At 72.2% G+C, this 16,975-nt stretch carries 15 protein-coding genes; 3 read left to right on the top strand and 12 right to left on the bottom strand.

The genetic code is table 11. The annotated features are described in order from the left end of the window. Window positions 1-4: 4 nt before the first annotated feature. Window positions 5-970, bottom strand: coding sequence for an electron transfer flavoprotein subunit alpha/FixB family protein (locus tag ASG45_RS03370; RefSeq protein ID WP_055832827.1), 966 nt, complete (start codon window positions 968-970; stop codon window positions 5-7). Further along, a complete protein-coding gene (locus ASG45_RS03365) occupies window positions 970-1,746 on the bottom strand; it encodes an electron transfer flavoprotein subunit beta/FixA family protein (protein WP_055832826.1) in 777 nt (258 codons plus the stop codon). The genes ASG45_RS03370 and ASG45_RS03365 overlap by 1 nt, the downstream gene beginning before the upstream one ends. A gap of 174 nt (window positions 1,747-1,920) precedes the next feature. Between ASG45_RS03365 and ASG45_RS03360 the strand changes: the two genes are divergently transcribed. Next, a complete protein-coding gene (locus tag ASG45_RS03360) occupies window positions 1,921-2,448 on the top strand; it encodes a MarR family winged helix-turn-helix transcriptional regulator (RefSeq protein ID WP_055832825.1) in 528 nt (175 codons plus the stop codon). An 88-nt stretch (window positions 2,449-2,536) separates the two neighbouring features. Here ASG45_RS03360 and ASG45_RS03355 read toward each other — a convergent pair whose 3' ends face one another. The 3 genes from ASG45_RS03355 to ASG45_RS03345 form a co-directional block, all read right to left on the bottom strand. Beyond that, window positions 2,537-3,325: an enoyl-CoA hydratase-related protein gene (locus tag ASG45_RS03355; protein WP_055832824.1), complete on the bottom strand. Its 789-nt coding sequence runs from the start codon at window positions 3,323-3,325 to the stop codon at window positions 2,537-2,539. Window positions 3,326-3,405: 80 nt separating this feature from the next. Further along, window positions 3,406-4,584 carry an acyl-CoA dehydrogenase family protein gene (locus tag ASG45_RS03350; RefSeq protein WP_055832823.1) on the bottom strand — a complete coding sequence of 393 codons (1,179 nt, stop codon included), beginning with the start codon at window positions 4,582-4,584 and terminating at the stop codon, window positions 3,406-3,408. 81 nt (window positions 4,585-4,665) lie between these two features. Beyond that, window positions 4,666-5,385, bottom strand: coding sequence for a VIT1/CCC1 transporter family protein (locus ASG45_RS03345; RefSeq protein WP_055832822.1), 720 nt, complete (start codon window positions 5,383-5,385; stop codon window positions 4,666-4,668). Between the two features lie 164 nt (window positions 5,386-5,549). Here ASG45_RS03345 and ASG45_RS03340 point away from each other — a divergent pair, with 164 nt between their 5' ends. After that, window positions 5,550-9,047 carry a choice-of-anchor I family protein gene (locus ASG45_RS03340; RefSeq protein ID WP_055832821.1) on the top strand — a complete coding sequence of 1,166 codons (3,498 nt, stop codon included), beginning with the start codon at window positions 5,550-5,552 and terminating at the stop codon, window positions 9,045-9,047. Window positions 9,048-9,152: 105 nt separating this feature from the next. Here ASG45_RS03340 and ASG45_RS03335 read toward each other — a convergent pair whose 3' ends face one another. From ASG45_RS03335 to ASG45_RS03310, 6 genes are all read right to left on the bottom strand, one after another. After that, window positions 9,153-9,869 (bottom strand): Type 1 glutamine amidotransferase-like domain-containing protein, encoded by a 717-nt coding sequence (locus tag ASG45_RS03335; protein ID WP_082516432.1) that lies wholly within the window; start codon window positions 9,867-9,869, stop codon window positions 9,153-9,155. Window positions 9,870-10,141: 272 nt separating this feature from the next. Next, window positions 10,142-11,320, bottom strand: coding sequence for a thiolase family protein (locus ASG45_RS03330; protein ID WP_055832820.1), 1,179 nt, complete (start codon window positions 11,318-11,320; stop codon window positions 10,142-10,144). Beyond that, on the bottom strand, window positions 11,320-12,504 hold the full coding sequence (locus ASG45_RS03325; RefSeq protein ID WP_055832819.1) for a bifunctional 2-methylcitrate synthase/citrate synthase: 1,185 nt from the start codon (window positions 12,502-12,504) through the stop codon (window positions 11,320-11,322). The genes ASG45_RS03330 and ASG45_RS03325 overlap by 1 nt, the downstream gene beginning before the upstream one ends. 136 nt (window positions 12,505-12,640) lie before the next feature. Continuing rightward, window positions 12,641-13,540: a methylisocitrate lyase gene (prpB, locus tag ASG45_RS03320; protein WP_055832818.1), complete on the bottom strand. Its 900-nt coding sequence runs from the start codon at window positions 13,538-13,540 to the stop codon at window positions 12,641-12,643. A 76-nt stretch (window positions 13,541-13,616) separates the two neighbouring features. Continuing rightward, on the bottom strand, window positions 13,617-15,143 hold the full coding sequence (locus tag ASG45_RS03315) for an MmgE/PrpD family protein (RefSeq protein WP_055832817.1): 1,527 nt from the start codon (window positions 15,141-15,143) through the stop codon (window positions 13,617-13,619). Beyond that, complete coding sequence (locus ASG45_RS03310; protein WP_055832816.1) at window positions 15,140-15,769, bottom strand: GntR family transcriptional regulator; 630 nt, start codon at window positions 15,767-15,769, stop codon at window positions 15,140-15,142. Before ASG45_RS03310 ends, ASG45_RS03315 begins: the two co-directional genes overlap by 4 nt. 212 nt (window positions 15,770-15,981) lie before the next feature. Between ASG45_RS03310 and ASG45_RS03305 the strand changes: the two genes are divergently transcribed. Next, window positions 15,982-16,296, top strand: coding sequence for a YbjQ family protein (locus ASG45_RS03305; protein WP_055832815.1), 315 nt, complete (start codon window positions 15,982-15,984; stop codon window positions 16,294-16,296). An 85-nt stretch (window positions 16,297-16,381) separates the two neighbouring features. Here the strand turns inward: ASG45_RS03305 and ASG45_RS03300 are convergent, their stop codons facing one another. Further along, the gene (locus ASG45_RS03300; RefSeq protein WP_055832814.1) at window positions 16,382-16,969 is read right to left on the bottom strand and encodes a TetR/AcrR family transcriptional regulator; all 588 of its coding nucleotides are present in this window, start codon (window positions 16,967-16,969) and stop codon (window positions 16,382-16,384) included. Window positions 16,970-16,975 lie beyond the last annotated feature (6 nt).

Here is a 16,975-nt window from a genome sequence, read left to right as displayed (position 1 = left end):
CGGGCTACTTCTTGCGCGCGGCGAGCGCGCTGAGGAGTTGCGGGACGACGGTGAACAGATCTCCGACGATACCGAAGTCGGCGATGGCGAAGATGGGCGCGTCGGGATCTTTGTCGATCGCGACGATCGTGCGCGCGGTCTGCATGCCCGCGCGGTGCTGGATCGCCCCCGAGATTCCGAGGGCGACGTACAGCCGCGGCGACACCGACACCCCCGTCTGCCCGACCTGCGCCGCCGCCGGCACGTATCCCGCGTCGACGGCCGCGCGCGAGGCGCCGACGGCCGCTCCGAGAGCGTCGGCGAGCTGCTCGACGAGAGCGAAGTCCTCGCGCGAGCCCACCCCGCGTCCGCCCGCGACGACGGCCGCGGCTCCGCGCAGTTCGGGGCGCGACGAGGGGGCGGCGGTCTCGGCGAAGCGCTCGATCCGGGCCGCGGGGGCACCGGATGCCGTCACCTCGAGCCGGTCGACGACGAGGGGCTGCGCGTCGAGGCGCCCGTCGACGGCGCCGGGGCGCAGCGTCGCGACGAGGGGGCCGAAGGTCGGGGCTCCCTCGACGGTGAAACCGCCGCCGAAGGCCGAGTGCCGCGCGACGACGCCGAGGTCGTCGCGGCCCAGGCCCACGATGTCGGTGGCGAGCGGGAGCCGCATGCGCGCCGCCAGTCGCGCGACGGCGTCGCGCGCTTCGACGGCGTTCGAGGCCAGCACGAGGGCGACGTCTTCGCGCGCCACCGCCGCCGCCAGCGCATCGACGACCGGCACGGTGAGGGCGTCGGCGTCGGTGCCGGCGATGAGCACGCGCACGGCCCCGAGCTCGGCCGCCTCGGCGGCGGCGCCCTCGAGCGCCGCCTCGGGGGCGGCGATCAGGGCGACGGGATCCCCCACCGCGGCCGCCGCCGTCAGCAGCCCCGGCGCCGATGCGGCGAGCGCGCCCCCGGGAAGCACCTCCAGCAGAACGAGCGCCGCGCCCATCACGCCACGCCCTCGGCCACGAGGAACGCGGCCAGCTTCTCGCCCGCATCGCCCTCGTCGACGATCTTCGTGCCCGCCGTGCGGGGCGGACGTTCGGCGACCGAGAGCATGATGTAGCGCGGCACGGCGGGGTTCTCGGCCTCGACGCCGAGCGCTCCGGCATCGAGGGTCTCGTACGGCTTCTTCTTCGCCGCCATGATGCCCTTGAACGTGGTGAAACGCCCCTCGGGGAGCGCCTCGGTGATCGAGACGACCGCCGGCAACGCCGCCGACACCCGCATCGTCCCCGCGTCGCTCACGCGATCACCGGCCACCGCGGCCTCCGATACGTCGAGGCTCGACAGGGCGGTCAGCTGCGGCACCCCGAGCATCTCGGCGATCATCGCGGGAACGACCGCTCCGCCGCCGTCGGTCGACAGGTTGCCCGCGATGACGAGGTCGAACCCGGTGCGTCGGATCGCGGTGGCCAGCACCTCGGCGGTCAGCAGCAGGTCGGCGCCGCGCAGGGTGTCGTCGACCACGTGCACGGCCGACGTCGCCCCCATCGCGAGGGCCTTGCGCACGGTCGCGGTCGCCGAGGCGGGCGCCATCGTCAGCACCACCACCTCGGTCCCCTCGTGCGCGTCGGCGTAGGCGAGGGCGGCCTCGACGGCGCGTTCACCGATCTCGTCGAGCACCGGCGCCGACGCTCCCCGGTCGGTCAGACCGGTTTCGAGGTCGAGACGATGCTCCCCCCAGGTGTCGGGTACTTCCTTGATCGCGACCACGATCTTCATCGACGCGGCTCCTTCGGTCGGGGGACGGATGCCGCGGCCTCGCCGCGGTCGGAAAGCGGCGGCGCCGAATGCACGGTCCTCGCGCCCGCCGAGGGGGCGGGAACCCGCCGCCCGGCGCACCGCCGCCCGGCGCGGGCCGCGCGCGAGGGGTACCGTGAAGCGCGAGGAGGACCGATGACGCGACGACTGCCCGCCGACCCGATCGCCGAGGCCAAGCGCCAGTGGCTGGCGCACGGGTGGGACGACGCCGCCGACGGCATGACGGTCGTGACCTCGGTGATCCGTGCGCACCAGTTGCTGATGGCATCCATCGACCGGGCGCTGAAGCCCTTCGACCTGTCGTTCTCGCGGTTCGAGCTGCTGCGGCTGCTCGCCTTCACCCGCGAGGGACGGATGCCGATGGCCAGCGCCATCGCGCGTCTGCAGGTGCATCCGACGAGCGTGACGAACACGGTCGAGCGACTCGCGCGCGACGGATACGTGACCCGCGAACCGCACCCGACCGACGGCCGGGCCGCGCTGCTGTCCCTCACCGAGGCCGGTCGGCGGCGCGTCGACGAGGCGACCGACGCGCTGAACGCGGTGTTCGCCGACCTGGGGCTCGACGACGACGACGCGACGGCGCTGGTGCGGATCATCGCGCGCTTTCGCAAGGGTGCCGGCGACTTCGCCGACCCCGCGCCCGTGCCCGACCCGCTCTGAATCTCGCCGAGGCCCCGTGCCGCGGTCGTCCCGCGCGGCAGCAGCACGCGACGGACGCCCGCCGCGAGACCCCGCCGCGCCACGCCGTTCATCGGTGGGTGAACGACGGAGCCCGCTTCTCGCGGAACGCCGCCATCCCCTCTTTCTGGTCGGCGGTGTCGAAGAGGGCGGCGAACGCCCGTCCCTCGAAGCGCAGCCCCTCGGCGAGGGTCGACTCCATCGCCACGTCGAGGGCGGCCTTCGCCGCGTACAGCGCGGGCAGCGGATTCTCGGCGATCGCCGTCGCGACCGCCTCGGCCTCGGTGAGCAGGTCGGCGGCCGGGACCACGCGCGACACCAGTCCCGCGCGTTCGGCCTCGGCGGCGTCGATCATGCGGCCCGTCAGCACGAGCTCGGCGGCCTTGTAGTAGCCGAGCGCCCGCACGAGCCGCTGCGTTCCGCCCATGCCCGGAATGACCCCCAACTGCACCTCGGGCTGACCGAACTTCGCGCGATCGGAGGCCAGGATCACGTCGCACATGAGCGCGAGCTCGCACCCGCCGCCCAGGGCGTACCCCGACACCGCGGCGATGACCGGGGTGCGGACGGCGGCGAACCGACTCCATGCTCCGAAGTGGTCGGTGAGCGTCATGTCGAGTCCCGACATCTGCTCCATCTCTTTGATGTCGGCGCCCGCGGCGAAGGCCTTCTCGCTGCCGGTGACGACGATCGCGCCGATACCCGTGTCGGCGTCGAAGGTTTCGGCGGCGGCGACCACGTCGCGCATCGTCTGGGTGTTCAGGGCGTTGAGCGCCTCGGGACGGTCGAGCGTGATCCACCCCACGCGACCTCGCCGTTCGACTCGGATCGTCTCGTACCCGGCATCCTGCTCCGTCATGTCACTCCCGTCGTGTCGGCGCGGACGACCCCGCACCGGCATGCTCGCACGCTCCCCCGACATCGGGCGAGCCTCTGGCGTCAGGCGGCCAGCACGCTCCGGCCGACGATCAGACGCATGATCTCGTTGGTGCCCTCGAGGATCTGGTGCACGCGCAGGTCGCGCACGACCTTCTCGATCCCGTACTCCTGCAGGTAGCCGTAGCCGCCGTGCAGTTGCAGGGCCTCGTTCGCGACACGGAAGCCCACGTCGGTCGCGAAGCGCTTCGCCATCGCGCAGCGGGTCGCGGCATCGGGGGTCTTCGCATCGAGTGCCCGCGCCGCGTCGCGCACGAGCAGCCGCGCGGCCTCGAGCTCGGTGGCCATGTCGGCGACGGCGAACACCACCGACTGCTTCTCGGCGAGCGCCTCGCCGAACGTGAAGCGCTCGTGCACGTACGCGACGGAGCGGTCGAGGGCCCAGCGGGCGCCACCGATCGAGCAGGTCGCGATGTTGAGTCGCCCGCCGTTCAGCGCGGTCATGGCGATCGAGAACCCCCGGCCCTCGCCCCCGAGCAGGTTCTCGGCCGGCACGCGCACCTCGTCGAGGATCACGGGACGGGTGGGCTGGGCGTTCCAGCCCATCTTCTTCTCGTTCGCGCCGAACGACAGGCCCTCGGCGTCGGCGGGCACGAGGAACGCGCTGATCCCGCGCGCCCCCGGCTCGCCCGTGCGGGCCATGACGACGTATACCGAGGCCTCGCCGGCACCCGAGATGAACTGCTTGACGCCCGTGAGCACGTAGCTGTCGCCGTGGCGGATGGCCGAGGTGGTGATCGCCGCGGCGTCGGATCCGGCGCCCGGCTCGGTGAGGCAGTACGCACCCAGGTCGTCCATGGCGACGAGGCCGGGGAGCCACTGCGCTCGCTGCGCCTCGTCGCCGTAGGCGTCGATCATCCACGCGACCATGTTGTGGATCGTGATGTAGGCCGTCACGGTCGGGTCACCGTAGGCCAGCTCCTCGAAGATCGCCACAGCGTCGGCCCGCGACAGCCCGGCGCCGCCCACGTCTTCGCTGACGTAGACGCCGCCGAGACCCAGCTCTCCCGCGCGCCGCAGCACGTCGCGGGGGAAGTGCTTCTCGGCATCCCATTCGAGGGTGTGCGGGGCGAACTCCGTCGCGGCGAAGTCGCGGACGGCGTCGAGGATGGCGGTGCGCTCTTCTGCCGACAGCGCGCCCGCGGGTGCGGCGGCGAGCGCGGGAGCAGGGGTGGTGTCCATGCGGCTCTCCTTCGTGGAGCGACGGCGTCGTCGCTTTCCTCAGATTACCTGGACGTCCTTGTAATTGATAGGGGGGTCGACTTACCCCGCCAGGCCGCCGAACAGCGAGCCGACGAGGTACGTCGCCCCGAGCGCGAGCGCCCCGCCGACCACCATCCGCACCACCGCGCGCCCCCGGCGGGCCCCGCCGATCCAGGCGGCGATGTACCCGGTGACGGCCAGCGCGAGCAGGACCGCCGCGAACGTCGCCGCCACGCGCACCTCGACCGGGAGGAGCAGGATCGTCAGCAACGGCAGCAACGCCCCGACCGTGAAGGCCACCGCCGAGGCGAACGCCGCCGTCCACGGGCTCACCACGTCGTCGGCGTCGATGTTCAGCTCGACCGAGAGGTGGGCCTTCAGGGCATCGGATGCCGTGAGCTCGGTCGCCACCCGCGTCGCCGTCTCGGTCGACAGACCCCGCGCCTCGTACAGTCCCACGAGCTCGGTGAACTCGGCATCCGGGGCCTCCGCCAGTTCGCGGCGCTCCTTCTCGATGAGCGCGTGCTCGCTGTCGCGCTGACTCGAGACCGAGACGTACTCGCCGAGCGCCATGGACACCGCCCCACCGACCAGCGCCGCCATGCCCGCCACGAGCACGGGGGCGACCTCGCTCGTCGCCCCGGCCACGCCCACGACGACGGCCGCAGTCGACACGATGCCGTCGTTGGCCCCGAGCACCCCGGCGCGCAGACCGTTGAGTCGCTGCGCGAGGCCCTGACGGTGCGGTTCGTCGGGGTGGGCACCGGACGGCGTGGTCATGCGCTCAGGCTAGACCGGCTCGGCCGCGACGGGAGCGCCGCGTCGCCGTTCGCCCCGCGTTCACCCGCGGGACACCGCCCCCGGGCAGACTCGCCCCGTTCGCCGCCCCCGCGGCGTGCCCGTGCCGCCCCACCGCACGCCACCCCTGCCCCGAGGACACAGCCATGCCTTCGCCCTTCCTTCGCCGTACCGTCGCGCTGACCGCGACCGCGGCGGCCGTGTGCGCGCTCGCCCTGTCGAGCGTCACCGCGGCGTCCGCCGCCATCGTCGCCGATCCGGTGCGCGACTCCCCCGCCGACAGTGCGGTGAGCCTGCGCCCGATCGGCACCTACGAGACCGGGGTGTTCGACCAGTCGGCCGCCGAGATCGTGCACGCGTACAAGAACCGCCTGTTCGTCGTCAACGCCCAGGCCGGGGCCGTCGACGTGCTCGACAGCAGCACCCCGACCGCTCCCGCCAAGCTGTACTCGATCACCGGGACCGGCGTCGCCAACTCGCTCGCCGTGCGCGCCGACGGACTCGGCGTGATCGCCCTCGAGAACGTCGACAAGACGGCCCCGGGTCGCCTGGTGTTCTTCGACGCCGACGCCGCCGAGCCCACCGTGCTCGGCGAGGTCACCGTCGGAGCCCTCCCCGACATGGTCACGCTCTCGGCCGACGGCACGGTCGCCGTCGTCGCCAACGAGGGCGAGCCCGCCGACGACTTCACGATCGACCCCGAGGGGTCTGTCGGTATCGTCACCCTGCCCGCCGAGAAGGCGGCCCCGAGCCAGGATGCCGTGCGCACGGCCGGCTTCGGAGCCTTCGAGCAGGGCGGGTCGATGACCCTCGACCCCGCCGTCCGCGTCTTCGGCCCCGACGTCGCCGCCCCCGATCAGGGCGACACCCCGCTCGACGCGAACCGCGTGAGCCGCAACCTCGAGCCCGAGTACGTCGCCCTCGCCGGCGGCACCGCCTACGTCGCCCTGCAGGAGGCCAACGCCGTCGCGACCGTCGACCTGGCGTCGGCCTCGGTCACCGGCATCCGCCCCCTCGGGTTCAAGGACTACGGCGTCGAGACCCTCGACGCGAGCGACCGCGACCCCGAGGACGCGCCGACCTATACGCAGAAGACCTACCCCGGCCTGTTCGGCATGTACATGCCCGACGGCATCCAGGCCTACGAGGCGAACGGCGAGACGTACCTCGTCACCGCCAACGAGGGCGACGGCCGCGAGTGGGGCGCGTACAACGACACCGCCCGGGTGAAGGACCTCGGCGACGACGGCCTCGCCCCCGTCTGCGCCGACAGCCCGCTCGCCGGCTCGCTCGGCGACGCCGACCTGGGCCGCCTCAACGTCGCCACCGACATGGGGCTGAACGCCGACGGCACCTGCTACTCCGAGCTGTACACGTTCGGCGGCCGCGGCTTCTCGGTGTGGACCACCGAGGGCACCCAGGTGTTCGACTCGGGCTCCGACTTCGAGCGGATCACGCACGACGCCAACCCGGAGTTCTTCAACTCGAACCACTCCGAGTCGAACCTCGAGGGCCGCAGCGACGACAAGGGCCCCGAGCCCGAGAACCTCGCCATCGGGCAGGTCGACGGACGCACCTACGCCTTCATCGGTCTCGAGCGCGTGGGCGGCGTGATGACCTACGACATCACCGACCCCGCCGCCGCGAGCTACGCCGGATACGTCAACAACCGCGACTTCTCGGTGTCGGTCGAAGACCAGCTGACCGGAGACGAGACCGCCGACCGCGCGCTGCTCTCGAACGCCGGCGACCTCGGCCCCGAGGGCATCGACTTCATCCCCGCCGACGCCTCGCCCACCGGTCGTCCCCTCGTCGCCGTCGGCAACGAGGTGTCGGGGACGACGACGCTGTTCGCGGTCGAGAACCCGAACGTGAAGAACATCGACATCCTCACGATCAACGACTTCCACGGTCGTCTGGAGGCAGGGTCCCAGGGCGAGGCCGGCGCCGCGGTCATCGCCGGAGCGGTGAAGGCCGCCGAGGCCGCCAACCCGAACACCGTGTTCGTCTCGGCCGGTGACAACATCGGAGCCTCGACGTTCACCTCGCTCATCCAGGACGACTCCCCCACGATCGACACCCTCGTCGCCTCCGGCCTCGACGTCTCGGCCGTCGGCAACCACGAGTTCGACCGCGGCTTCGCCGACCTGACCGACCGGGTGCTGCCCGAGTACGGCGGCGGCGAGTTCGGGCTCGGCGCGAACGTCTACAAGAAGGGTACGAAAGAGCCCGTGCTCGACGAGTACGCGATCAAGGTCGTCGACGGCGTGCGCGTGGCCTTCATCGGCACCGTCACCCCCGACACCGCCACCATGGTCGACCCGGCCGGCGTCGCCGACCTGGAGTTCGGCGACCAGCTCGAGGCCGCCGACCGCGTCGCCGACGAAATCACGGCCGCGGGCTCCGCCGACGTCATCGTGCTGCTCACCCACTCGGGCGCCGCGGTGTCGGACGACTGCGCCGCCATCGCGGCCGACCAGGCCGGCTTCGGCAACCTGGCCGTGAACGCCTCGCCCGAGATCGACGCGATCGTCTCGGCGCACACGCACCAGACGTACGCCTGCGACCTGCCCGTGGCCGGAACCGACCGCACGCGTCCGGTGATCCAGGCGTCGGAGTACGGCAAGGCGATGGGTCAGCTCTCGCTGAGCTGGGACACGCGCACCGGCTCGCTGGCATCCGTCACCGGCGCGACCTTCCCCCTCGAGGGCGCGTTCGCCCCGGATGCCGCGATCGAGGCGCGCGTGGCCGAGTACGTCGCGCAGGCCGACGTCATCGGCGCGAAGCCCGTCGGCGAGATCAGCGGCGACATCCTGCGCGGCGGCACCCCGTCGGGCAGCGACCGCGGCGTGGAGTCGTCGATGGGCAACTCCGTCGCCGACGTGTACCTCTGGGCGACGTCGCAGAACCCCGCCTTCGCCGGCACGAAGGCGCAGATCGCCCTGATGAACCCGGGCGGCCTCCGCGCCGACCTGCTCAAGGGCGATGACGGCGTGGTCACCTACAAGGAGGCGGCCTTGGTCCAGCCCTTCGCCAACACGCTCGTGACGGTGACGCTGACGGGTGCGCAGATCCGCGACATCCTCAACGAGCAGTGGAAGGCCGAGGGCGACCGCCCCAAGCTGCACCTGGGCGTGTCCGACGGCTTCACCTACGAGTACACGCAGGATGCCGCGAACCCCCGCGTGGGCTCGGTCGTCTCGATGGCGTACGAAGGCACGGCGATCGCCGACGGTGACACGTTCACCGTGGTGACGAACTCGTTCCTCGCAAACGGCGGCGATGGGTTCCCGACCTTCGCGGCCGGCACCGACCGCACCGACACCGGTCAGATCGACCTCGACGCGACGCTCGCGTACTTCGCCGCGACGCCGCTGGTCGACCCCGCGCCGCTCGGTCGCGCGATGGTCGCCTCGGGCGAGAACCCGGGCGGCGGTGACCCCGGCCAGCCCGGTGCCGAGCCGACTCCCGCGCCCGGTCAGCCGGCACCCGGTCAGCCCGCGCCGGGCCAGCCGTCGGGCGACCGCCCCGGCAGCGACCTCGCGAACACCGGCGCGCAGGCACCGTGGGGACTCGCCCTCGCCGGCGGCTTCCTCGTGGTGGCCGGCGGCCTGGCCTTCGCCCTGCGGCGGCGCACCGTCTGACGCACGGACGTCGGAACGGCCCTCACCCTCACGGGTGGGGGCCGTTCTGGTCAGGGCTTGTCGACGCGGGGATCCCACGAGCCGGCCGTCGACAGGCCGACGAGATCAGGCAGAACGGAGGGCGACGCGAACGCCGGGGGACGCCGCGGTGACGTGCCAGACGTGCCCCGAACCCGACACGGTGCTCGCGCCTTCGGTATCCACGATGAGCACGGTGTGCTCGTCGATCGCCACGCCCTCCGTCACGAGTTCCGCATCGACCGCGGCCACGAGACGCGACAGGGTTCCCCACTGCGCCGCGTGCGCGTCGACGGCGAACCGCACCAGGCCGAGGCCGTCGCGGATCTCGAGTTCGTCGAGCTCCTCACCCGCATCTTCGGACGCCACCTCGATTCCGCCCAGTCGGTAGCCGCCCACGAGCGCCGTTCCCGCCGCGATCGCCGCGCCCGCCGAGAACCCGGCGTAGGGCATGCCGTCGCGCACGCTGCCCGCCACGGCAACCAGGATCGGCGCGAGAGCGTCGAGGTACGCGGGCGTGAGGCCCCCGCCCACGAACACCGCATCGGCCCTCGACACCTCGGCGTCGAAGGTCCCACCCTCGACGATCGCCGCGACGCGCAGCTCGGCGGCCGCCGCCCCCGCCGCCTCGAGCACCGCTGCGAAGCGAGCGACCGAGGAGTCATCGTCGGCCTCGAGTACGAGCAGCACGGCGATCACGGGAGGGCGGTCGTCGGCCCGCGCCCGCGCCTCGACGACGAAGGGACGCAACAGCGCGCCGCAGCGCGCGACGTCGCGCCCGCCGCCGAGAAGGTGAACGCTCATGCGCCCCAGTATCGCGGCCCCGAGGCGCCGCCGGAGCGCGCACAACGGCGGACGACACAGTCGACGCGCCGGTCACCCCACCCCCACGACGGTGCGCCGGCCGCCAGCCCCGCCGTTGTGCACGCCGCCCCGACCCGGCCGTGCCGCGCGACCTCAGCCCCGAGGCGCCGCCGGAGCGCGCACAACCGCGGACGACACAGCCGACACGCCGATCAGCCCACCCCCACGACGGCGCGCCGCCAGCCGGCCCCGCCGTTGTGCACGCCGGGGCGTCAGTACCGCCGCAGCAGCGCCGCCAGCGCCTGGCCGCCGCCGATGCACATCGTCACGACCGCGTACTCGAGGTCGCGGCGCTGCAGGTCGAGGGCCGCCCGCACGGTCAAGATGGCGCCCGTCGCGCCCACCGGGTGGCCCAGGGCGATCGCGCCTCCGTAGGGGTTCACCTTCTCGGGGTCGAGTCCGGCGTCGCGGATCACGGCGACCGCTTGAGCGGCGAAGGCCTCGTTCAGCTCGATCACGTCGACGTCGGCGGGGGTGAGCCCGGTCTGCTCCCACAGCCGTTGCAGCGCGAGCACGGGGGCGTAGCCCATGATCTCGGGGTCGACGCCCGCGGTCGTCACGGCCTCCAGGGTCGCCAGCCCCGTCAGGCCGCGCTCGCGCACGTCGTCCTCGCGCATGAGCACGGTCGCGGCGGCGCCGTCGTTGATGCCCGACGAGTTGCCCGCCGTCACCGACCCGTCCTTCTCGAATGCCGGGCGCAGCACCGCGAGCGCCTCCCTCGTGGTGCCGGGTCGCGGATGCTCGTCGACCGAGACCTCGACCGGCCGCTTACCGCCGGTGGTCACGGGCACGATCTCCTCGGCGAAGGCCGCGCGCGCGGCATCCGTCGCCGCCCTGCGCTGGCTCTCGACCGCGAAGGAGTCCTGCTCCTCGCGCGAGACGGAGTACCGGGATGCCACGACCTCGGCCGTCGTTCCCATATGCCGGCCGCTGAAGGGGTCGGTGAGGATCGCGAGCGTGCCGTCGAGCAGTGTGCGGTCGCCGAGGCGGGCGTTTCCGCGGGCCCCGTACTCGAGGAAGGGGGTGCGCGACATGCTCTCGTCGCCGCCGGCCACCGCGACGTCGATGCCACCCCAGCGCAGTTCCTGCGCCGCCGACCAGATCGCCTGCAGGCCCGAACCGCAGAGGCGGTTCACCGTGAACGCGGGCACGCGGGTCGGCAGCCCCGCCGCGAGGGCGACGCGGCGAGCGTTGTAGGCGTCGGGGCCGTTCTGGGCGATGCAGCCCATCACGACCTCGTCGACGGCGTCCTTGTCGACGCCCGCTCGCCGGAGCGCCTCGGTCACGGCCACAGCGCCGAGCTCGAAGGCATCGACGCCCGACAGCGCCCCGCCGAAGGAGCCGATGGGCGTGCGCGCCCCCGACACGACGACGATGCGCGGTGCGGTCATCAGCCCGCCGCCTCTTCGGGGCGCTCCTGGGCGTCGATCACGGCCTCGTCGGGGACGTACCCCGCGATGTGCCGCTCATCGGGGCCGACGTACTCCGACAGGGGCCGGATGAGGGCGTTCGACGCCTGCTGCTCGCGGATGTGCGCCGTCCAGCCGGTGATGCGCGCGGCCACGAACAGGGGCGTGAAGGTGAGCGTGTCGAAGCCCAACAGCGCATACGCCGGACCCGAGGGGTAGTCGAGGTTGGGGTAGATGCCCTTCCGCTCCACGAACTGGCTCTCGAGCGCGTCGTACAGCGCGGCGACGTCGGGGCGGTCGTAGTGGGCGACGAGGGTGTCCAGCGCGGCCTTCATCGTGGGCACACGCGAGTCGCCGCGCTTGTACACGCGGTGACCGAAGCCCATGATCTTGCGCTTCTCGCCCAGGGCGGTGTCGAGCCAGGGGCCGACGTTCTCGGCCGAACCGATCTCGTCGAACACGTGCAGCACGGCCTCGTTGGCGCCGCCGTGCAGCGGCCCCTTGAGCGCGCCGATCGCCCCGACGACGGCGGAGTACAGGTCGCTGAGCGTCGACGCGATCACGCGCGCGGTGAACGTCGAGGCGTTGAAGGAGTGCTCGGCGTACAGGATCATCGAGCGATTGAACGCGTCGACGACGACGGGGTCGGACTCCTCGCCGAACGTCATCCACAGGAAGTTGGCCGAGTAGTCCAGGTCGTCGCGGGGCTCGATGAGCTCCTCGCCCCGCCGGCGGCGCTGACCGTACGCGACCACGGCGGGCAGCTGCGCCCACAGGCGGATGCTGCGCTCGAGGTTCTCTTCGGGGGTGCCCACGGCATCCATCACGTTCGCGATGCCCGCGGTCTCGCGCGCGCCGATCACGCTCACGGCCGTCCGCACCTCATCCATCGGGTGAGCTGAGGTGGGCAGCAGGTCGATCGCGGCGCGGACGTCGTCGGGCAGCGCCCGGTGCTGACGCTCGGTCCGGCGCAGGGCGGCGAGCTGCGCGGCATCCGGAAGCTCACCGTTCCACAGCAGGTACGCCACCGCCTCGAACGGCTGCGTCGCGGCGAGCTCCTGCACGGGGTACCCGCGGTACAGCAGGCTGTTGGTGTCGGGGTTGACCTTGCTGATGGCGGTCTCGTCGACCGTGACGCCGGCGAGGCCCTTCTTGATGTCGGTCATCGTCTCTCCCTCGAGTCGTGCTCGGTTCTACTCTGTCTCACCCCGGCCGCCTACCGGCAACCCACCCGTGTCCCACTTCGAGCAGAAAACAGGCGCATAACCTGGACGGAGTGGGACACGCTGGCCTGCCGCCGCCTCAGCGCTCGACGGTGAAGTCGAACACGTCGGCGTCGAAGCGCGTGTAGCCCTCGTAGTCGATGAGGTCGTACAGGTCGGCGCGGTGCTGCATCTCGCCGAGCTGGTCGCGCAGGTGCCCCTCGGATGCCAGGGCGTCCAGGCCCCGACCGGCGGCGCCCATCGCGAGGCGCAGCAGCGACACCGGCCAGATGACCAGGTTCACCCCGGCGTCCTGCAGCTGGGCGGTCGAGAACAGCTCGCTCTTGCCGAACTCGGTCATGTTGGCCAGGATCGGCACGTCCAGCGCGGTGCGCATCGCCTCGAACTCGCCGAGATCGCGCATCGCCTCGGGGAAGATCGCGTCGGCGCCGGCGTCGACCAGGGCCTTCGCGCGGTCGATCGCGGCATCCAGTCCCTCGACGGCCCGCACGTCGGTGCGCGCCATGATGAGGAAGTCGGGGTCGCGCCGGGCGTCGACGGCCGCGCGGATGCGCTTGATCGCGGTGTCGGCATCCACGACGCTCTTGCCGTCGAGATGGCCGCAGCGCTTCGGATTGACCTGGTCCTCGATGTGCGTGCCGGCGAGCCCCGCGTCTTCGAGCGTCTGGATCGTGCGGGCCACGTTCATCGGCTCACCGAACCCGGTGTCGGCGTCGATGATGGCCGGCAGCTCCGTCATGCGAGCGATCTGCTGCCCGCGTCCGGCGACCTCGGTGAGGGTCGTCAGGCCGATGTCGGGCAGGCCCAGGTCGGCCGAGATGACGGCCCCGGAGATGTAGACGCCGTCGAAGCCCTTGCGCTCGATGAGCCGAGCCGACAGCGGGTTGAAGGCTCCCGGCATCCGCACGAGTTCTCCGGATGCCAACTTCTCGCGCAGCGCGCGACGCTTCTGCTGCGGAGTGATCTGGGCGTACAGCATCAGCGGGCTCCCTCGGGGGTGTGGAGTTCGCGCACCGGCGGCTCGGGCTTCTCGGGCGCGCATCCGCCGCCGCGCATCAGAACAGCCCCTTCGGGGCGGGGGCCAGGGCCAGCACGCCGGGCTTCGCCACGATCGTGAGCTGCATGACTTCGGCCGGGGTCAGTTCGGGCAGACGCTGCACGAGCTCGAGGAAGCGCTCGATCTCCTCCGGCTGCAGCACGGGGTCGGCGAGCGTGCGGAACTTGCGGATGTAGTCCTCACGCGCGAACGGACGGGCACCGAGCGGGTGGGCGTCGGCGACGGCGATCTCGTCCTGCACCGTCGAACCGTCGATCAGCGTGATGACGACGCGGCCGCCGAACGCCTTCTCGTTCGGATCCTCCGAGTGGTAGCGGCGCGTCCACTCGGCATCCTCGGCCGTGGTGACCTTGTGCCAGAGGGCCACCGTGTCGTCCCGGCCCGCGCGCTCCGGCGCATAGGAGTCGACGTGGTGCCACGCGCCGTCCTGCAGGGCGACGGCGAAGATGTACGGGATCGAGTGGTCGAGCGTCTCGCGCGACGCGGTCGGGTCGTACTTCTGCGGGTCGTTCGCCCCCGAGCCGATCACGTAGTGCGTGTGGTGGCTGGTGTGCAGCACGATGGATGCCACGTTCGAGGGGTCGCGCAGGTCGGGCCGCTCCGTGCCCAGGCGGCGGGCCAGGTCGATCCAGGCCTGCGCCTGGTACTCGGCCGAGTGCTCCTTCGTGTACGAGTCGAGGATGCCGCGCTTGCTCTCGCCCTCGCCGGGCAGCGGTACGTCGTACGAGGCCTGGGGGCCGTCGAGCATCCACGCGATGACGCCGTCCTCCCCCTCGTAGATGGGCGAGGGGCTGGTCTCGCCGCGCATCGCCCGGTCGACGGCCTCGATCGCCATCTTCCCCGCGAAGGCGGGGGCGTGTGCTTTCCAGGTCGAGATCTCGCCCTTGCGCGACTGGCGCGTGGCGGTGGTGGTGTGCAGGGCCTGACCGATCGCCTGGTAGATCGTCTCCTGGTCGAGGTCGAGCAGGGTGCCGATACCGGCGGCCGCGGCGGGGCCGAGGTGGGCGACGTGGTCGATCTTGTGCTTGTGCAGCGAGATCGCGCGCACGAGGTCGATCTGGATCTCGTACGCCGTGGCCAGGGCGCGCACCACGGCGGCGCCGTCACGTCCCGTGTGCTGCGCGACGGCGAGCACGGGCGGGATGTTGTCGCCCGGGTGCGAGTAGTCGGAGGCGAGGAAGGTGTCGTGGTAGTCGAGCTCGCGCACGGCCACCCCGTTCGCCCACGCGGCCCACTCGGGGCTGGAGCGGCGTTCGAGCGCGCAGCCGAACACCGTGGCGCCGGACCCGCCGATCGACACGGCGTGATCGAGTGCCTGCTGGCGCGCGGCGCTGACCGGCTGCCGCGTGATCGACGCGGCGGCGACGGCGGCGTTGTCGATGAGGCGGTTCACGATCATGTCGATCACGTCATCGTCGACCGCGACGGCGTCGGTGGCGACCCGGGCGAGCGCCCAGGCGAGCTGTCCCTCGCGAGCGAGGTTCTCGTCGCTGCGGTGTACGCGCACGTGGTGGGTGATCGTCATGAGGGGTCCTCCGTGAGGGCTTCGAGGATGGTGGTGAGGGCGTTGTGCAGGTGCACGTGGGTGGCGTGGGCGGCGAGTTCGGGATCGCCGGCGCCGATCGATCGCGCGATCAGTTCATGCTCCCCGGCGGAGGCCGAGAGGCGGAGGGGGTTGTCGCGTGCCATGCGCCGCACGCGCACGAGGTGGGTGCGGACGCTGCGGAGGGCCGCGGAGAGGTAGGGGTTGGCGACGGCATCGTCGATCCGGGCGTCGAAGCGCGCGATGAGGGAGTAGTACGCGTCGGCATCGGCGGTGTCGACGGCGGCGAACTCGCCCGCGAGCGCCGTGAAGAGGCGACCGTCGCCCCGAACCGTGGCGCTGCGCGCCGCCTGGGTCTCGAGGGCGCGGCGGAGTTCGAACAGAGCCCGGATGTCGTCGGCGTCGATCCCGGCCACGACGGTGACGCGCGGCGAGGCCTGGGCGACGAGACCATCGGATGCCAGCCGACGTAACGCCTCGCGCAGGGGGGTGCGACTGACACCGAGGCGGGTGGACTGCTCCACCTCGCCGAGGACGGTTCCGGGGGCGAGAGCGCCCGTCTGGATCTCGTCGAGGAGGGTCGCGTAGGCCCGTTCTCCTGCTCGCATACCGCACCCCCTCGTCGTGTATACATTACGCGCCGTTTGGACGGATGGCCAGCCGACAGGAGCCCCCTGGGTATACACACGGCGTCGCCAGCGGGCGGCATCGCGGCCGCCCTCTCGCTCACCGCCGCACCGCTCGGCATCCGCTCGACTCGCCGCCCCGCGTCGCGGATCCGCACTGGCGCGCCCGCCCGCCGCGCTGCCACACTGGGCGCATGCTCGTCACAACCATGAACGATGTCCCCGGCCGCCAGATCGTCGAGGTGTACGGCGAGGTGACCGGCCTCACCGTGCGCGCCCGCAACATCGGCGTGCAGTTCGGCGCCGGCCTCAAGTCGATCTTCGGCGGCGAGCTCGAGGGCCTCACGAAGCAGCTGCAGCAGAGCCGCGACGAGGCCAAGCAGCGCCTCGTCGAGCAGGCGCAGGCCCTGGGCGCCGACGCGGTCATCGCGATGCGATTCGACACGAGCGAGGTCGCGCAGAACTTCCAGGAGGTCGTCGCCTACGGCACGGCCGTGAAGCTGGCCTGATCCCGCCGCACCCGTCGCGCTCCTTACGCGCGAGGTGCCGGATTTCGTTGCTGAGGTGGTCGCGCGAGCGACGATCTTCGGCGACTCACGCGCTTCGTTGCCACGACTCCAGGGTCGTCGGAATGGATGCCAGGGTCGCCAGCGACGCGTCACGGTCGGCGCGCGCGAGGGTGAGCCCGGCCACCACGAGCGAGGCGCAGACCGCGGCGAGGGCGTCCACGGCATCCGGGGCCAGATCCGGACGACGATCGGCGACCGCCGCGCGGATGGCGGTGCGCATCTCGGCCGCGTAGTCCGAAACGAGGGTGCGCACCTCGGCGTCGTCGGTGGCGAGCGGTGACGACCCGGCGTTGAGCAGCAGGCAGCCGAGTCGAGCGCGCGGGGTGTCGGCCTCGATCGCCGCGCACATCTCGTCGACGTACGCCTCGAGGGCACCGGGGTCTCCCCCGCCCAGGGGGCGCAGACGCGTGCGCACGACGTCGTCGAGGTAGCCCGCGAGCACGGCATCGAACAGACCGCGTTTGCTGCCGAAGGCGTGGTAGATGCTCGAGCGGGTGAGGCCGGTCGCCTCCTCGAGCTCGGCGATGCCCGCCTCGGCGTAGCCGCGCCGCCAGAACACGTCGCGCGCGGCGTCGATCACGACGGAGCGCTCGAAGCTCGGCATCCTGCCCATGGGTGT

Source organism: Microbacterium sp. Leaf436, from assembly GCF_001424715.1.
Classification (GTDB): Bacteria; Actinomycetota; Actinomycetes; order Actinomycetales; family Microbacteriaceae; genus Microbacterium.
This window is presented reverse-complemented; position numbering and strand designations above follow the sequence as displayed.